This window comes from Cupriavidus taiwanensis (assembly GCF_900250075.1).
In the GTDB taxonomy this organism is placed as follows: domain Bacteria; phylum Pseudomonadota; class Gammaproteobacteria; order Burkholderiales; family Burkholderiaceae; genus Cupriavidus; species Cupriavidus taiwanensis_C.
Genome location: NZ_LT977070.1, coordinates 2,405,255 through 2,421,440, shown reverse-complemented (window position 1 = coordinate 2,421,440; position 16,186 = coordinate 2,405,255). Strand labels below are relative to the sequence as shown.

Sequence of the window (16,186 nt, the reverse complement as noted above, 5' to 3'; positions counted from 1 at the left end):
GCGGATTGGCGCGTATTATCCGTCAATCCGGCACTGTCGGGCAGCAAAATCATCAAAACAGTAGGAAAACCTGCGCCGCCGGCCCGACCGGCGCGCGCGGGCAGGGAACAGGCTGGTATCTGGCATGGCAAAGAACAAGTTCAACCATTCGTGGCTGCACGACCACATCAACGATCCGTACGTAAAAATGGCGCAGCGCGAGGGCTACCGCGCCCGCGCGGCGTACAAGCTCAAGGAAATCGACGAGCAGGACAAGCTGATCCGCCCGGGCCAGGTCATTGTCGACCTGGGCGCGGCGCCCGGCAGCTGGAGCCAGTACGCCCGCAACAAGCTGGCGGACTCTCCGCGGGCCAGGGATGGCAGCATCGACGGCGCGGTCGTGGCAATCGACCTGCTGCCGATGGAGCCGGTCGCCGACGTCACATTTATCCAGGGCGATTTCCGCGAGGAATCGGTCTTCCGCGAGCTTGAAAGTGTGGTGCTGGACGCCTCGGGCGGCAACAAGATCGATCTTGTTTTGTCCGACATGGCCCCCAACTTGTCCGGTGTGGCCTCCGCCGACGCCGCCCGGATCGAGTACCTGTGCGACCTGGCGCTTGAATTCGCGCAGGCCCACCTGAAGCCGGAGGGAGCATTGCTGGTAAAGTGTTTCCACGGGAGCGGCTACAGCCAGATCGTGGAAAAGTTCAAACGGCAGTTCAAAGTGGTCGCGAAGCGCAAGCCCAAGGCGTCGCGCGACAAGTCTTCCGAAACCTTTATCCTTGGGCGCTACCTGAAGACAGTGGATTGACCGATCTCGATACGAGCCAGGGCGGAATAAGAAATGTAGAGGGAAATACCCTCACCCGGTGCTATCGGCATCATAGTTTCTCTGTTTCCCCTCGAGGGCGGGGGCTGCATTACAATGCAGCTATCCGTTGGCAAGGCAATTGCAAAGGAGTTCGGCCTTGAATAACAACCTGTTTCAAAAGGCGGCAATCTGGCTCGTGATCGCGCTGGTGTTGTTTACCGTCTTCAAGCAGTTCGACAAGCCCCGTGCGCAGGACAGCGTCACCTATTCGCAGTTCATGGATGACGCCAAGAACGGCAAGGTGTCGCGTGTCGACGTGCAGGGCCGCAACCTGGTGGTCTCGCCGAAGGAAGGCGCCAAGTACACCATCATCTCGCCGGGCGACATCTGGATGGTCGGCGACCTGATGAAGTACGGCGTGCAGGTCACCGGCAAGGCGGACGACGAACCCAACGTGCTGGTCCAGGCCCTGTATTACCTCGGGCCGACCCTGCTGATCATCGTGTTCTGGTTCTACATGATGCGCCAGATGCAGGGTGGCGGGAAAGGCGGCGCATTCTCATTCGGCAAGTCGCGTGCGCGGCTGATCGACGAGAACCAGAACGCCGTCACGTTCCAGGACGTGGCCGGCTGCGACGAGTCCAAGGAAGAAGTCGTCGAGCTGGTCGACTTCCTCAAGGATCCGCAGAAATTCCAGAAGCTGGGCGGCCGTATCCCGCGCGGCGTGCTGCTGGTCGGCCCTCCGGGTACCGGCAAGACGCTGCTGGCGCGTGCCATCGCTGGCGAGGCCAAGGTGCCGTTCTTCAGCATCTCGGGTTCCGACTTCGTTGAAATGTTCGTCGGCGTGGGCGCGGCCCGTGTGCGCGACATGTTCGAGAACGCCAAGAAGCAGGCGCCCTGCATCGTGTTCATCGATGAAATCGACGCCGTCGGCCGCCATCGTGGCGCCGGCATGGGCGGCGGCAACGACGAGCGCGAGCAGACCCTGAACCAGATGCTGGTCGAGATGGACGGCTTCGAGGCCAACTCGGGCGTGATCGTGATCGCCGCGACCAACCGTGCCGACGTGCTGGACAAGGCGCTGCTGCGTCCGGGCCGTTTCGACCGCCAGGTCTACGTGGGCCTGCCGGACATCCGCGGCCGCGAGCAGATCCTCAAGGTCCATATGCGCAAGGTGCCGATCGGCAACGACGTCGACGCTTCGGTGATCGCGCGCGGTACCCCGGGCTTCTCGGGTGCCGACCTGGCCAACCTGGTCAACGAGGCCGCGCTGTTTGCCGCCCGCCGCAACAAGCGCGTGGTCGACATGCAGGACTTCGAGGACGCCAAGGACAAGATCTACATGGGTCCGGAGCGCAAGTCGACGGTGATGCGCGAGGAAGAGCGCCGCGCCACGGCTTACCACGAATCCGGCCATGCGGTGGTAGCCAAGCTGCTGCCCAAGGCCGACCCGGTGCACAAGGTCACCATCATGCCGCGTGGCTGGGCGCTGGGCGTGACCTGGCAGCTGCCCGAGCATGACAAGTATTCGAAGTACAAGGACAGCATGCTGGAAGAGGTCGCCATCCTGTTCGGCGGCCGCGCGGCGGAAGAGGTCTTCCTCAACGCCATGAGCACCGGCGCTTCCAATGACTTCGAGCGCGCCACCAAGATCGCGCGCGACATGGTGACGCGCTTCGGCATGAGCGATTCGCTGGGGGCGATGGTCTACGTCGACACCGAGCAGGACGGCATGTTCGGCAAGCTGTCGTCGAAGACGGTGTCGGAAGCCACGCAGCAGAAGGTCGACGCCGAGATCCGTCGCATCATCGACGAGCAATACGCGCTGGCCAAGCGCCTGCTCGAAGAGAACCGCGACAAGGTCGAAGCCATGACCAACGCGCTAATGGAATGGGAAACCATCGACGCCGACCAGGTCAACGACATCATGGCCGGCAAGCCGCCGCGTCCGCCGCGCAGCGCGTCGGGCCCGAACGGTGGCGGCAGCACGCCTTCGGGCGGCTCGCCGGTGGCGCCGACCAACGCGCCCGCCACGGCCTGACCCGGCGCTCGTCCCACTGACGACGCTGTAGCGATGGCTGTGTAGTGCCTGTCCCTGAAGCCGGTGCCTGGCGCACCGGCTTTTCCTTTTTGTGCGGCCCCGGCCGCGCGCATCGCCAAAGCCTTCCTACCTTGCAGCAGACGACTCAGACCCGGCACTTCCAGTGTGGCCGTTTCCGCTTTGCCCTGGACCAGCGTCCGCTGGTGATGGGCATCCTCAACGTCACGCCCGACTCCTTTTCCGACGGCGGCCAGCATGCCAGCCGTGACGCGGCGCTGCGCCATGCCGAGCAGATGATTGCCGAGGGCGTCGACATCATCGACATCGGCGGGGAATCGAGCCGGCCCGGTTCGGCCGCGCTGCCGCTGGCGGACGAGCTGGCGCGCGTGATCCCCGTGGTGGAAGCGCTGCGCGATTGCGGCAAGCCGCTCTCGATCGACACCTACAAGCCCGAGGTCATGCGGGCCGCGCTTGCGGCCGGAGCCGATCTCATCAACGATATCTGGGGCTTGCGCATGCCGGGTGCGGTCGAGGCGGTGGCGGCGGGACAGGCGGGCCTGTGCGTGATGCACATGCAGCGCGATCCGCAGACCATGCAGGAAGACCCGCACTACGACGATGTGGTCGCCGAAGTGGCGCAGTTCCTGGCCGAGCGCGTCGCCGTGCTGCGCGCCGCCGGGATTGACGACGCCCGGATCTGCCTCGATCCGGGATTTGGCTTCGGCAAGACACCGGATCATAATTTGCGCCTGCTCGCGCAGTTGCCGCAGCTGGCGCTCGACGGCCTGCCAGTGCTGGCGGGGATCTCGCGCAAGTCCACGCTGGGCGCCATCCTGGGCGGCCGGCCGCCGCAGCAGCGCGTCGCCGCCAGCATCGCCGCGGCGGTCTGTGCGGTGGAGCGCGGTGCGTGGATCGTACGCGTGCATGATGTGCAGCAGACCGTCGACGCCGTGAAGACCTGGTGGGCCGTGCGCAACGAATCCGTCAGCGCGGGCTGAGCCAGGCGCAGACACCGGTTGGCGCCACCAGGACAGAACATAGAAGAGAAAGGGAAACCAAGAATGACACGCAAGTATTTCGGGACCGACGGCGTGCGGGGCAAGGTCGGCGATGCGCCGATCACGCCGGACTTCGTGATGCGGCTGGGCCATGCCGCGGGCAAGGTGCTGGCGCACGGCGCCAGGACCGGGCAGGGCAAGCCGACCGTGCTGATCGGCAAGGACACGCGCATTTCCGGCTACATGCTGGAAGCCGCGCTGGAGGCCGGCTTTACTTCGGCGGGCGTGCATGTGCTGCTGACCGGCCCGCTGCCGACCCCCGGCATCGCCTACCTGACGCGGGCGCTGCGGCTGTCCGCCGGCGTGGTGATCTCGGCCAGCCACAACCCCTACTACGACAACGGCATCAAGTTTTTCTCGGCCAGCGGCGACAAGCTGCCCGACGCGGTCGAGGCGGCGATCGAGGCGGCCCTCGACGAGCCCATGGTGTGCGCCCCGTCCGACGACCTCGGGCGCGCCCGCCGCATCGACGATGCCGCCGGCCGCTATATCGAATTCTGCAAGAGCACCTTCCCGTATGAACAGGACCTGCATGGCCTGAAGCTGGTGGTCGACTGCGCCCACGGCGCGGCGTACCACATCGCGCCGCCGGTGTTCCATGAGCTCGGCGCCGACGTGGTCGCCATCGGCAACCAGCCCAACGGGCGCAATATCAACGCCGGCTACGGCGCCACCGCGCCGGAGAAACTGATCGAGGCGGTCAAGGCCAACGGCGCGGACCTGGGCCTGGCCTTCGATGGCGACGCGGACCGGCTGCAGGTGGTGGACGCCGATGGCCGGCTCTACAACGGCGACGAACTGCTGTATCTGATCGTGCGTGACCGCCAGGCCGCGGGGCAGGCGGTGCCCGGCGCGGTCGGCACGCTGATGACCAATATGGCGGTGGAACTGGCGCTTAAGCGCGAGGGCGTCGACTTCGTGCGCGCCAAGGTGGGCGACCGCTATGTGCTGGAGGAGCTGAACAAGCGCAAGTGGACGCTGGGCGGCGAAGGTTCGGGCCACCTGCTGTGCCTGGATCGCCACAGCACCGGCGACGGCATCGTGTCGGCGCTGCAGGTGCTGGGCGCGCTGCGCCGCAGCGGCAAGACCCTGGCGCAACTGCTCGACGGCGTGAAGCTGTTCCCGCAGACGCTGATCAACGTGCGCGTGCAGAAAGGCTTCGACTGGCAGACCCATGCTGGCCTGCAGGCGGCCCGTGCCGCGGTGGAACCGGAACTCGAAGGGCGCGGCCGCGTGCTGATCCGGGCCTCGGGCACCGAGCCCGTGGTGCGCGTGATGGTCGAGGCGGAGCAGGCAGAGATGGCCGAGCGCGCAGCCAGGAAGCTGGCGGACGCGCTGGGTGCCTGACAGCTCCCATCCGAGAAGCAAACGCCGGGCTCTCCCGGCGTTTTTTTTACCCTCTTGCGCAATTAACCGCCGTCGTCTTTCCCACACGGCAGGGCAGGGTCCTCCCGTCATTACCTTGCTGCAGGCCAGTTTCAAGAAGATTTAAAGATGTCACGGAATTGTCATACAGGCAGCATAAAGTTCGTCTTGTCAAAAATTTGTCATTCCCAACCAATGTTCTCTGGAGGACATATGAAGCTGGTCAAGACTGCCGTGGCAGGCATCGTTTCGATGGTGGTAGCGGGTACTGCGTTCGCGGCGGAAATTACCGGTGCAGGCGCTTCCTTCCCGGCGCCCGTGTATTCCAAGTGGGCCGACGCATATAACAAAGCAACGGGCAACAAGGTCAACTATCAATCCATCGGCTCGTCGGGCGGCATCAAGCAGATCGGTGCCAAGACGGTCGATTTCGGTGCCTCGGACGCGCCGCTGAAGGACGAGGAACTGAACAAGCAGGGCCTGGTCCAGTTCCCGACGGTGATCGGCGGCGTGGTGCCGGTGATCAATCTGCAAGGCGTGAAGCCGGGCGAGCTGACCATCACCGGCGAGGTGCTGGCCAACATCTACCTGGGCAAGATCAAGAAGTGGGATGATCCCGCGATCAAGGCGCTGAACCCGCAAGCCAAGCTGCCGAGCCAGGATATCCTGCCGGTGCGCCGTGCCGACGGTTCGGGCACCACCTTCATCTTTACCAACTACCTGTCCAAGGTCAGCGCTGACTGGAAGGGCACGGTCGGTGAGGGCACCACGGTCAACTGGCCGGGCGGCGGCACCGGCGGCAAGGGCAACGAGGGCGTGGCCGCCTTCGTGCAGCGCCTGAACGGTGCGATCGGCTATGTCGAGTACGCCTACGCCAAGCAGAACAAGATGACCCACGTGAACATGAAGAACGCGTCGGGTGCCGTGGTCAAGCCGGGTGACGACGCCTTCAAGGCCGCCGCCGCCGGCGCGGACTGGAGCAAGAGCTACTACCAGATTCTGACCAACCAGCCCGGCAAGGACGCCTGGCCGATCGCCGGCGCCACCTTCATCCTGGTGCACAAGAACCAGGAAAAGCCGGCGCAGGGCACCGAAGTGCTGAAGTTCTTCGACTGGGCCTACAAGAGCGGCGCCAACATGGCCGCCGAACTCGACTACGTGCCGCTGCCGGAGAACGTGGTCAACCAGATCCGTTCGACCTGGAAGACCAGCGTCAAGGACGCTTCGGGCAAGGCGCTGTACTGATCTGACGGCATCGCCGGCCGCGCGCCAGCGCGGCGGCGGTAGCCGGGCAGCCCGAAACCGGCCCGGCCACCGTGCTCGCGCCCAGGCGCGAGCGGCGATCCACCCTGAATTCCCGACATGGCGACTACCCCCTCCGAGTTCCGCAACGTCCGGCCCCCGAGCCGCATGGGCGACATCCTGTTCGGCGGCCTGACGCGGGGCGCCGCGATCGTGACGCTGCTGCTGCTGGGCGGCATCATCGTCTCGCTCGCGATCAGCGCCTGGCCCTCGATCGAGGCCTTCGGCGCGCGCTTCCTGTGGTCCGCGGAGTGGGATCCTCCCGCCGATGTCTATGGTGCGCTGGTGCCCATCTACGGCACCATCGTGACCTCGCTGATCGCGCTGATCATCGCGGTGCCGGTGAGTTTCGGCATTGCCCTGTTCCTGACCGAGCTGTCGCCGGCCTGGCTGCGCCGCCCGCTCGGCACTGCCATCGAACTGCTCGCCGCGGTGCCGTCGATCGTCTACGGCATGTGGGGCCTGCTCGTGTTCGCGCCGATCTTCGGCGAGTATTTCCAGAAGCCCCTGGCCGCCACGGTGGGCCAGCTGCCGCTGATCGGCAAGCTGTTCCAGGGCGCGCCGCTGGGCATCGGCCTGCTGTGCGCGGGCGTGATCCTGGCGATCATGATCATCCCGTACATCGCCTCGGTGATGCGCGACGTGTTCGAGGTCACCCCGGTGCTGCTCAAGGAATCCGCCTACGGCGTGGGCTGCACCACCTGGGAAGTGATGTGGAACGTGGTGCTGCCCTACACCCGCGCCGGCGTGATCGGCGGCGTGATGCTGGGCCTGGGCCGCGCGCTGGGCGAGACCATGGCCGTGACCTTCGTGATCGGCAATACCAACCTGCTGGACAGCGCGTCGCTGTTCTCGCCGGGCAACAGCATTACCTCGGCGCTCGCCAACGAGTTCGCCGAAGCCGGCGCCGGCCTGCATACCGCCGCGCTGATGGAGCTGGGCCTGATCCTGTTCTTCATCACCTTCGTGGTGCTGGCGCTGTCCAAGCTGTTGCTGCTGCGACTCGCCAAGAATGAGGGCGCAAAATGAGCCAATCGAGCCAAGCCATGACTTCCGTATCGATGCCCGCCGTCCGTCCTGATGCCGATGCCGTGCGTGCCCGCCTGCAGGGCCGCCGCCGCCGCGTCAACCTGTACGCGCTGACCGCGTCGCTGGTGGCGATGGCCTTCGGCCTGTTCTGGCTGGCGTGGATCCTGTGGACCACCGTCACGCTGGGCGTGGGCGGGCTGTCGCTGGACCTGTTCACGCAGATGACGCCGGCTCCCAATACCGCCGGCGGCGGCCTCGCCAACGCCATCTTCGGCAGCTTCGTGATGGTCGGCATGGCCACGCTGTTCGGCACGCCGCTGGGCATCCTTGCGGGCATCTACCTGGCCGAGTATGGCAAGAGCTCGCCGCTGGCCAGCTTTATCCGCTTTATCAACGACATCCTGCTGTCGGCGCCGTCGATCGTGATCGGCCTGTTCGTCTACGCGCTGGTGGTGACCCGCATGGGCCACTTCTCGGGCTGGGCCGGCATTTGCGCGCTGGCGCTGCTGCAGGTGCCGATCGTGGTGCGCACCACCGAGAACATGCTGAACCTGGTGCCCAACGCACTGCGCGAGGCCGCCTTCGCCCTGGGCACGCCCAAGTGGAAGATGGTGCTGTCGATCACGGTGAAGTCATCGTACGCCGGCATTGTGACGGGCGTATTGCTGGCCGTGGCCCGTATCGCCGGCGAAACCGCGCCGCTGCTGTTCACCGCGCTGTCCAACCAGTTCTGGACCACCGACCTGAACAAGCCGATGGCCAACCTGCCGGTGACCATCTTCCGCTTCGCCATGAGCCCGTTCACCGAATGGCAGCAACTGGCCTGGGCGGGTGTGTTCCTGATTACGATCGGCGTGCTGGCCCTGAATATCCTGGCGCGCATCCTGTTCAAGAAATAAGCGGCGCGCCCGTCATCCGGACCGCCCCAAGACTGCAAGCGAGAAAATGCAATGACCTCCACCGTCATCGACATTCCCGATTCGGTACGCGCCAAGATCGACGTGCGCAACCTGAACTTCTACTACGGCCAGTTCCATGCCCTGAAGAACATCAACATGTCTATCCCGGACCGCAAGGTCACGGCCTTCATCGGGCCGTCGGGATGCGGCAAGTCGACGTTGCTGCGTACTTTCAACAAGATGTACGCGCTCTATCCCGAGCAGCGCGCCGAGGGCGAGATCAACATGGACGGCGACAACCTGCTGACCGCCAAGCAGGATATCGCGCTGCTGCGCGCCAAGGTCGGCATGGTGTTCCAGAAGCCGACGCCGTTCCCGATGTCGATCTATGACAACATCGCCTTCGGCGTGCGCCTGTTCGAAAAGCTGTCGCGCTCGGAAATGGACGACCGCGTGGAGTGGGCGCTGACCAAGGCGGCGCTATGGAACGAGGCCAAGGACAAGCTGCACCAGTCGGGCTACGGCCTGTCCGGCGGCCAGCAGCAGCGCCTGTGCATCGCGCGCGGCATCGCCATCCGCCCCGAAGTGCTGCTGCTGGATGAGCCGTGCTCCGCGCTGGACCCGATTTCCACCGGGCGCATCGAAGAGCTGATCGCCGAACTGAAGGACGAGTACACCGTCGTGATCGTCACGCACAACATGCAGCAGGCGGCGCGCTGCTCCGACTACACCGCCTATATGTACCTGGGCGAACTGATCGAGTTCGGCGAGACCGAGAAGATCTTCATCAAGCCGCACCGCAAGGAAACGGAAGACTACATTACCGGCCGCTTCGGCTGACGGGCAGGGCAGGGACTAGCATATCCATAAGCGGCCAGGAGAATCCCATGACTGACAAGCACCTGTCGACCCAGTTCGACGCAGACCTCAACGCCATCAACACCAAGCTGCTGCAGATGGGCGGCCTGGTGGAGTCGCAGATCGAGCTGGCCATGCGCGCGCTGACCGACTTCGACGCCGAGATCGCCGACCAGGTGATCGCCCGGGAAATCCAGCTCAATGCGCTGGAGGTCGAGATCGATGCCGATTGCGGCAACATCATCGCCCGGCGCCAGCCGACCGCGCGCGACCTGCGCCTGGTGATGGCCATCTCCAAGACCATTACCAACCTGGAGCGCGCCGGCGACGAGGCCGAGAAGATCGCCAAGCGCACCAAGCACATCATGGAAGACGCGTCGGCGCACAGCATCAACTACGCCGAGGTCAAGCTGTCGGGCGAGATGGCGATCTCGCTGCTGCGCCAGGCGCTCGACGCCTTTGCCCGGCTCGACACCGTCGCGGCGGCGCGCATCGTCAAGGACGACAAGGCCATCGACGAAGAATTCCGCGGCTTCGTGCGCAAGCTGATCACGTACATGATGGAAGACCCGCGCACCATCTCGGTCGCGCTGGATTTCCTGTTCATCGCCAAGGCCGTCGAGCGCATTGGCGATCACGCGAAGAACATCGCGGAATTTATCATTTACATTGTCAAGGGGACGGACGTCCGCCATGTCTCGCGCGAGGACATGGAGCGCGAAGCGCTGAGCTGAGGTCAGCCGCCCACGGAGAACCATACACATGCCAAGCAGTATTCTCGTTGTCGAAGACGAACCGGCGATCGCCGAACTGATCGCCGTGAACCTGCAGCACGCGGGGCATTATCCGATCCGGGCCTATAACGCCGAGCAGGCGCTGTCGCTGATGAGCGATGTGCTGCCCGACCTGGTGCTGCTCGACTGGATGCTCCCGGGCAAGTCGGGGGCGAACTTCGCCAAGGAGTTGCGCGCCAATGACCGCACCCGCCAGATTCCCATCATCATGCTGACCGCCCGCGGCGAGGAGCAGGACAAGGTGATGGGGCTGGAAGCCGGTGCCGACGACTATGTCACCAAGCCGTTCTCGCCCAAGGAGCTGCTGGCCCGGATCAAGGCCGTGCTGCGCCGCCGCGCGCCGCAGCTGACCGACGACGTGGTGGCCATCAACGGCCTGCGGCTCGACCCGGCCACGCACCGCGTGACCGGCCAGGACGAGAGCGGCCCGATCAAGCTGGACCTGGGTCCGACCGAGTTCCGGCTGCTGCACTTCCTGATGACGCACCCGGAGCGCGTGCACAGCCGTTCGCAATTGCTTGACCAGGTCTGGGGCGACCATGTCTTTGTCGAGGAACGCACCGTCGACGTCCATATCAAGCGCCTGCGTGCGGCCCTGACGCCCGGCGGCTACAGCAACATGATCGAAACCGTGCGTGGCAGCGGCTACCGGCTCGCGCGCACCCCTGGCGCCTGAGCCGCCGCACGGGTCTCAAGCCGCTGGCAGGGCGCGGCGAAATCGTGGCACACTCCGTCGCAACCCTGCAGGCAGCCGTTTTCGCGGCTGCCTGCGAGCCTGAACCCTGCGCATGAATGTCATCTGGGCCCGTTCCGCGGCCATCCTGATCAGCCTGCTGGTGCTGTCCGCCGGCGTCTACCTGGTCGCCGGCCCGGTGCCGGCGCTGGCGCTGGCATGCGTGTCGCTGCTCGGCCTGCTGTTCTACTACCTGTACCAGATCAACCGGCTGTGGAAGGTACTGGACGCGCCGGTCTACGGCGAGATCCCCAGCGCGCTCGGCCTGTGGGGCGAGGTGTATTACCGCCTGCACCGGCTGGTCAAGCGCTGGCGCACCCAGGTGCTGCAGGTGGAGCAGCAGCACACGCGCTTTATCCAGGCCATCCAGGCCTCGCCCAACGGCGTGCTGATGCTCGATGACGCCGACCAGATCGAGTGGTGCAACGACGTCGCCGAGCAGCATTTCGGCCTGAACGCGCGGCGCGACGTGCGCCAGCGCATTACCCACCTGATTCGCCGGCCGGAGTTTGTCCACTACCTGACGCGGCAGCAGTTCGACGACCCGCTGGTGATGCGCGACATGGGCGAGCACAAGCACAGCGTGATCGCGGTCCAGATCCTGCCGTATGGCGACAACCGCAAGCTGGTGATCACGCAGGACATCACCAAGCTGGAAAACACCGAGGCGATGCGGCGCGACTTTGTCGCCAATGTTTCGCATGAACTGAAGACCCCGCTGACCGTGATGACCGGCTTCCTCGAAACCGTGCGCGACCTGCCGGTGTCCGAGGAAGACCGGCGCCGCTATATCGACATGATGCTGGCGCAGTCGGTGCGCATGCAGAGCATCGTCGAAGACCTGCTGGCGCTGGCCAAGCTGGAAAGCGACGCGCAGCCGCCGGGCCATGAGGTAGTGCCGGTTCGCGCGATGGTGGCGCACCTGATGCACGATGCCGAGGCGCTGTCGCAGGGGCGGCACCACGTCGCCGCCGAGATCGATCCCACCGTGGGCATGCGCGGCGTGGAGACCGAGCTGATGTCGGCGCTGGGCAACCTGGTGTCGAACGCCGTGCGCTACACGCCCGAGGGCGGGCGCATTACCATGCGGCTCGCCTGGGAAGACGGCCACGCGGTGTTCTCGGTGGCCGATACCGGCCTGGGCATCGCGGCCGAGCATATTCCCCGGCTGACCGAGCGCTTCTACCGCGTCGACCGCAGCCGCTCGCGCGACACCGGGGGCACCGGCCTTGGGCTGGCCATCGTCAAGCATGTGCTGTCGCGCCACCATGCCGAACTGCGCGTCACCAGCGAGGAGGGCCGGGGCAGCGTGTTCCGCGTGGTGTTCCCGCTGGAGCGCAGCGTGCGCTCCGCTGCCGCAAGCGCGGACAGCCCGGTGCCGGGCGTGGGCCCGACAGTCGCGCCGCAGGCGCCGGACAGTTCCCGGCGCGCCGCCTGATCACCAAGAAAAAAACCCCGCCATGGCGGGGTTTTTCGTTGCCGGTACGCGCACTCAGGGCGTACCGCCGAACATAACCAGCAGATCGTTCTGGCTGATATGCGGATGCTTGGAACGGGTCTGCGGGCGCACGTAATTGCCGTCCGATTGCATGAGCCACGCCGAGGCATTGTCGCGCAGGTGGACCTGCAGGCTCTCCTTGATGACGCGCGCCTTGAGCGCCTTGTCCAGGACCGGGAACGCGACTTCCACGCGGCGAAACAGGTTGCGGTCCATCCAGTCGGCGCTGGAGAGGTAAAGCACGTCTTCGCCGGCCGCCTGGAAGTAATAGACGCGGTGGTGTTCGAGGAAACGCCCGATGATCGAGCGCACCGTGATGTTCTCGGACATGCCGGGCACGCCCGGCATCAGCGCGCACACCCCGCGCACGATCAGGTCGATCTTCACGCCGGCGCGCGAGGCCTTGTACAGCTCATCGATGATCGACGGTTCCAGCAGGGCGTTCATCTTGGCGATGATGCGCGCCGGCTTGCCCGCGCGCGCGTTGCGGGCCTCGGCGCGGATATGGTCGACCAGGTTGCTCTGCATGGTGAACGGCGACTGCCACAGGTGGTTCAGCCGGATCGTGCCGGCCGTGCCGGTCAGCAGCTGGAACACATGGTGCACGTCTTCGCAGATGGCCTCGTCGGCGGTCAGCAGACCGAAGTCGGTATAGAGCCTGGCCGTGCGCGGGTGGTAATTGCCGGTGCCCAGGTGGGCATAGCGGCGCAGCTTGACCTGCTTGGCCTTTGGCCCGGTGGGCTCGCGCCGCACGATCAGCAGCATCTTGGCGTGGCACTTGTGTCCGACCACGCCGTAGATCACGTGCGCGCCGGCGGACTCGAGCCGCTCGGCCCAGTTGATATTGGTTTCCTCGTCGAAGCGCGCCAGCAGTTCCACCACCACCGTCACTTCCTTGCCGTTGCGCGCAGCGGTCATCAGCGCTTCCATCACCAGCGATTCGTTGCCGGTGCGGTAGACCGTCTGCTTGATCGCGACCACGTTGGGGTCGGCCGCGGCGAGCTGCAGCAAGTCCAGCACGGAGCTGAAGCTCTCGTAGGGATGGTGCAGCAGCACGTCCTGCTGGCGCATCACGTCGAACATCGACGCGCCGCCGGCAAAGGCCTTGACCGGCGCCGGCACGTAAGGCGGGAACTTGAGCGCCGGCCGGTCGACCATGTCGGGGATCTGCATCAGCCGCACCAGGTTCACCGGGCCCGATACGCGGTACAGGTCCTGTTCGGCGAGTCCCGATTCCAGCAGCAGCCGGCGCGCCAGCGGGGCCGGCGTATCGGACGAGATTTCTAGCCGCACCGTGTCGCCGAAATGGCGCGCGGGCAGCTCGCCCTGCAGCGCTTCGCGCAGGTCGGTGATGTCGTCCTCGGAGACAAACAGGTCCGAGTTGCGCGTGACGCGGAACTGGTAGCAGCCATGCACGGTAATGGCCGGGAACAGCTCGTGCACGAAACCCTGCATGAATGACGACAGCATGACGAAGCCGTACGGATAGCCCGACAGCTTCTCCGGCATCTTCACCACGCGCGGCAGCGCGCGCGGCGCCTGCACGATGGCGAGATCGGCGTCGCGCCCGAACGCGTCCTTGCCGGACAGTTCCACCACGAAGTTCAGGCTCTTGTTGAGCACGCGCGGGAAGGGGTGGGCCGGGTCCAGCGCGATCGGGGTCAGCACCGGCGCCAGTTCGCGCTGGAAGAACTCGCGCGCCCATTCACGCTGGGCGTCGGTCCAAGTGGTGGTCAGGTGGAAAAAGACCCCTTCTTTTTCAAGTAGTGGAAAAATGGTGTTCTGCAGCATGTCATACTGCGAGGCCACCAGCCGTTGCGTGCGCTCGGTGACAAGCTGGTAGGTCTGCTGGAACGAAAGGCCATCCGGCGTCAGGCCCGAGGCATTGTCGCGCATCTGTTCCTTCAGGCCCGCCATGCGGATTTCAAAGAACTCGTCCAGGTTGCTGGACACGATGCAGATGAACTTGAGCCGTTCCAGCAGCGGGACTTTCGGGTCCGCGGCTTGCGCCAGCACGCGGGCATTGAATTCCAGGATGCCCAGTTCGCGATTGAGCAGCGTACTGGACGGAGTCGTCGACATGGTCATGACCTTCTTTTGGTAATGTGGCGACTTTTTCATAGAATCGTGTCACTTTCATGACAGTTTGATTTTGTCATGATGCGGACATGACCACGACATATTTTCTCCGGGCCCGAATCGCGGCAGGCTCCGGCACCAGCGGGTCCCTGCCGCGCTTCGCCACGCCAATGCGAACCTGCCCTCCAAGCACACGATGAACAACACTCCACGCCTGCTGGCCGCCGTCGACATGGGCTCGAACAGCTTCCGCCTGATGATCGGGCGGGTGGACGAGACCCCGACGGCCAATGGCCCGGCCAGCCAGATCTTCCAGGTGGACGCGCTGCGCGAACCGGTGCGGCTGGCGGCCGGCCTGACCCCCGACAAATACCTTGACCAGCCCGCGCGGCGGCGCGGCATCGATGCGCTGCGGCGCTTCGGCGACCGCCTGCGCGAGTTCGCGCCCGGACAGGTGCGCGCGGTTGCCACCAATACGCTGCGGGTAGCAAAGAATGCGTCCGATTTCCTGATCGAGGCCGAAGGCGCGCTGGGCTTCCCGATCGAAGTGATAGCCGGGCGCGAGGAGGCGCGGCTGATCTATCTGGGCGCGTCGCACGACGCGCCGGCCTGCCAGGGCAACCGCCTGGTGGTCGATATCGGCGGCGGCTCGACCGAATTCATCATCGGCAACGGCTACCAGTCCAAGCTGATGGAAAGCCTGTATATCGGCTGCGTGTCGCACAGCCGCCAGTTCTTCCCCAGCGGCAATGTCGACGACTACGCGATGAAGCAGGCCGAGCTGGCGGCGCGCCGCGAGATCCAGGTGCTGGTGCGCCAGTACCGCGCCGCCGGCTGGGAGCAGGCGGTGGGCTCGTCGGGCACCGCGCGCGCGCTGGCCGAGCTGATCGAACTCAACGGCATGAACGACAGCAATGCCGAGCACGGCATCACGCGCGAAGGGCTGGAGCGCCTGAAGCGTGCGCTGATCAAGGCCGAGAACACCAATCGCGTCAAGCTGACCGGTCTTAAGCCGGACCGCATTCCGGTGCTGCCGGGGGGCTTGTCGATCATGCTGGGCGTGTTCGCCGAACTCGATATCGAGCGCATGGACGTGACCGACGGCGCGCTGCGGCTGGGCGTGCTGTACGACCTGCTCGGACGCAGCCACCATGAGGACATGCGCACGGTCACGGTGGACCAGTTCATGCGCCGCTATGGTGTCGACCGCGCCCAGGCCAGCCGCGTGCGGCGCACCGCGCAGACACTGCTGTCACAGTTCCCGGACCCGGCCAACGAACGGCGCGAGGACAACCTGGCGCTGCTGGGCTGGGCCGCCAGCCTGCACGAGATCGGCATGTCGATCTCGCACAGCGGCTACCACAAGCATTCCGCCTATATCGCCACGCATGCGGACATGCCGGGCTTTTCCAAGACCGACCAGGCGCGGCTGGCGACGCTGCTGCTGGGCCATGCGGGCAAGCTGGGCAAGCTCTCGGGCAGCGGCAAGTTCGTCGACTGGCGCATGCTGTTCAGCCTGCGCCTGGCCTTCGTGCTGTGCCGGCGCCGCTCGGACGTGGCGCTGCCGGACATCCGCGTCACGCAGTTGGCCGAAGCGCTGGACGAAGGCTTCACCGTGCGCCTGCCGAAGGCGTGGATCGACGCCAATCCGCTGATCGAATACAGCCTGGCGCAGGAAGCCGACGAATGGCAGCGCATCGGCAAGCGCTACAAGGTGGTCTACGACTGAGAGGGAAGGGA

At 65.4% G+C, this 16,186-nt stretch carries 13 protein-coding genes; 12 read left to right on the top strand and 1 reads right to left on the bottom strand.

Annotation, left to right across the window (positions count from 1 at the left end; genetic code table 11):
• Positions 1-124 precede the first annotated feature (124 nt).
• From CBM2588_RS11185 to phoR, 11 genes are all read left to right on the top strand, one after another.
• A complete protein-coding gene (locus CBM2588_RS11185) occupies positions 125-790 on the top strand; it encodes an RlmE family RNA methyltransferase (protein WP_115680574.1) in 666 nt (221 codons plus the stop codon).
• 157 nt (positions 791-947) lie between these two features.
• On the top strand, positions 948-2,831 hold the full coding sequence (ftsH, locus tag CBM2588_RS11180) for an ATP-dependent zinc metalloprotease FtsH (protein ID WP_012353229.1): 1,884 nt from the start codon (positions 948-950) through the stop codon (positions 2,829-2,831).
• A 206-nt stretch (positions 2,832-3,037) separates the two neighbouring features.
• A complete protein-coding gene (gene folP, locus CBM2588_RS11175) occupies positions 3,038-3,829 on the top strand; it encodes a dihydropteroate synthase (RefSeq protein ID WP_231942174.1) in 792 nt (263 codons plus the stop codon).
• Between the two features lie 63 nt (positions 3,830-3,892).
• Complete coding sequence (gene glmM, locus CBM2588_RS11170; protein WP_012353227.1) at positions 3,893-5,236, top strand: phosphoglucosamine mutase; 1,344 nt, start codon at positions 3,893-3,895, stop codon at positions 5,234-5,236.
• 231 nt (positions 5,237-5,467) lie between these two features.
• Positions 5,468-6,499 carry a phosphate ABC transporter substrate-binding protein PstS gene (gene pstS, locus CBM2588_RS11165; RefSeq protein WP_092309400.1) on the top strand — a complete coding sequence of 344 codons (1,032 nt, stop codon included), beginning with the start codon at positions 5,468-5,470 and terminating at the stop codon, positions 6,497-6,499.
• Between the two features lie 117 nt (positions 6,500-6,616).
• Positions 6,617-7,585: a phosphate ABC transporter permease PstC gene (gene pstC, locus CBM2588_RS11160; protein WP_115680572.1), complete on the top strand. Its 969-nt coding sequence runs from the start codon at positions 6,617-6,619 to the stop codon at positions 7,583-7,585.
• 17 nt (positions 7,586-7,602) lie between these two features.
• Entirely contained in the window at positions 7,603-8,484 is an 882-nt protein-coding gene (gene pstA / locus CBM2588_RS11155; RefSeq protein WP_373429508.1) for a phosphate ABC transporter permease PstA, read from the top strand.
• A gap of 51 nt (positions 8,485-8,535) precedes the next feature.
• Complete coding sequence (pstB, locus tag CBM2588_RS11150) at positions 8,536-9,324, top strand: phosphate ABC transporter ATP-binding protein PstB (RefSeq protein WP_012353223.1); 789 nt, start codon at positions 8,536-8,538, stop codon at positions 9,322-9,324.
• A gap of 47 nt (positions 9,325-9,371) precedes the next feature.
• Positions 9,372-10,076 (top strand): phosphate signaling complex protein PhoU, encoded by a 705-nt coding sequence (gene phoU / locus CBM2588_RS11145; protein WP_018007821.1) that lies wholly within the window; start codon positions 9,372-9,374, stop codon positions 10,074-10,076.
• Between the two features lie 28 nt (positions 10,077-10,104).
• On the top strand, positions 10,105-10,812 hold the full coding sequence (phoB, locus tag CBM2588_RS11140; RefSeq protein WP_012353221.1) for a phosphate regulon transcriptional regulator PhoB: 708 nt from the start codon (positions 10,105-10,107) through the stop codon (positions 10,810-10,812).
• A 112-nt stretch (positions 10,813-10,924) separates the two neighbouring features.
• A complete protein-coding gene (gene phoR, locus CBM2588_RS11135) occupies positions 10,925-12,307 on the top strand; it encodes a phosphate regulon sensor histidine kinase PhoR (protein WP_115680570.1) in 1,383 nt (460 codons plus the stop codon).
• 54 nt (positions 12,308-12,361) lie between these two features.
• Here the strand turns inward: phoR and ppk1 are convergent, their stop codons facing one another.
• Positions 12,362-14,488, bottom strand: coding sequence for a polyphosphate kinase 1 (gene ppk1 / locus CBM2588_RS11130; protein WP_115680569.1), 2,127 nt, complete (start codon positions 14,486-14,488; stop codon positions 12,362-12,364).
• Between the two features lie 154 nt (positions 14,489-14,642).
• Here ppk1 and ppx point away from each other — a divergent pair, with 154 nt between their 5' ends.
• Positions 14,643-16,175: an exopolyphosphatase gene (ppx, locus tag CBM2588_RS11125; protein WP_115680568.1), complete on the top strand. Its 1,533-nt coding sequence runs from the start codon at positions 14,643-14,645 to the stop codon at positions 16,173-16,175.
• The last annotated feature ends 11 nt before the right edge of the window (positions 16,176-16,186 follow it).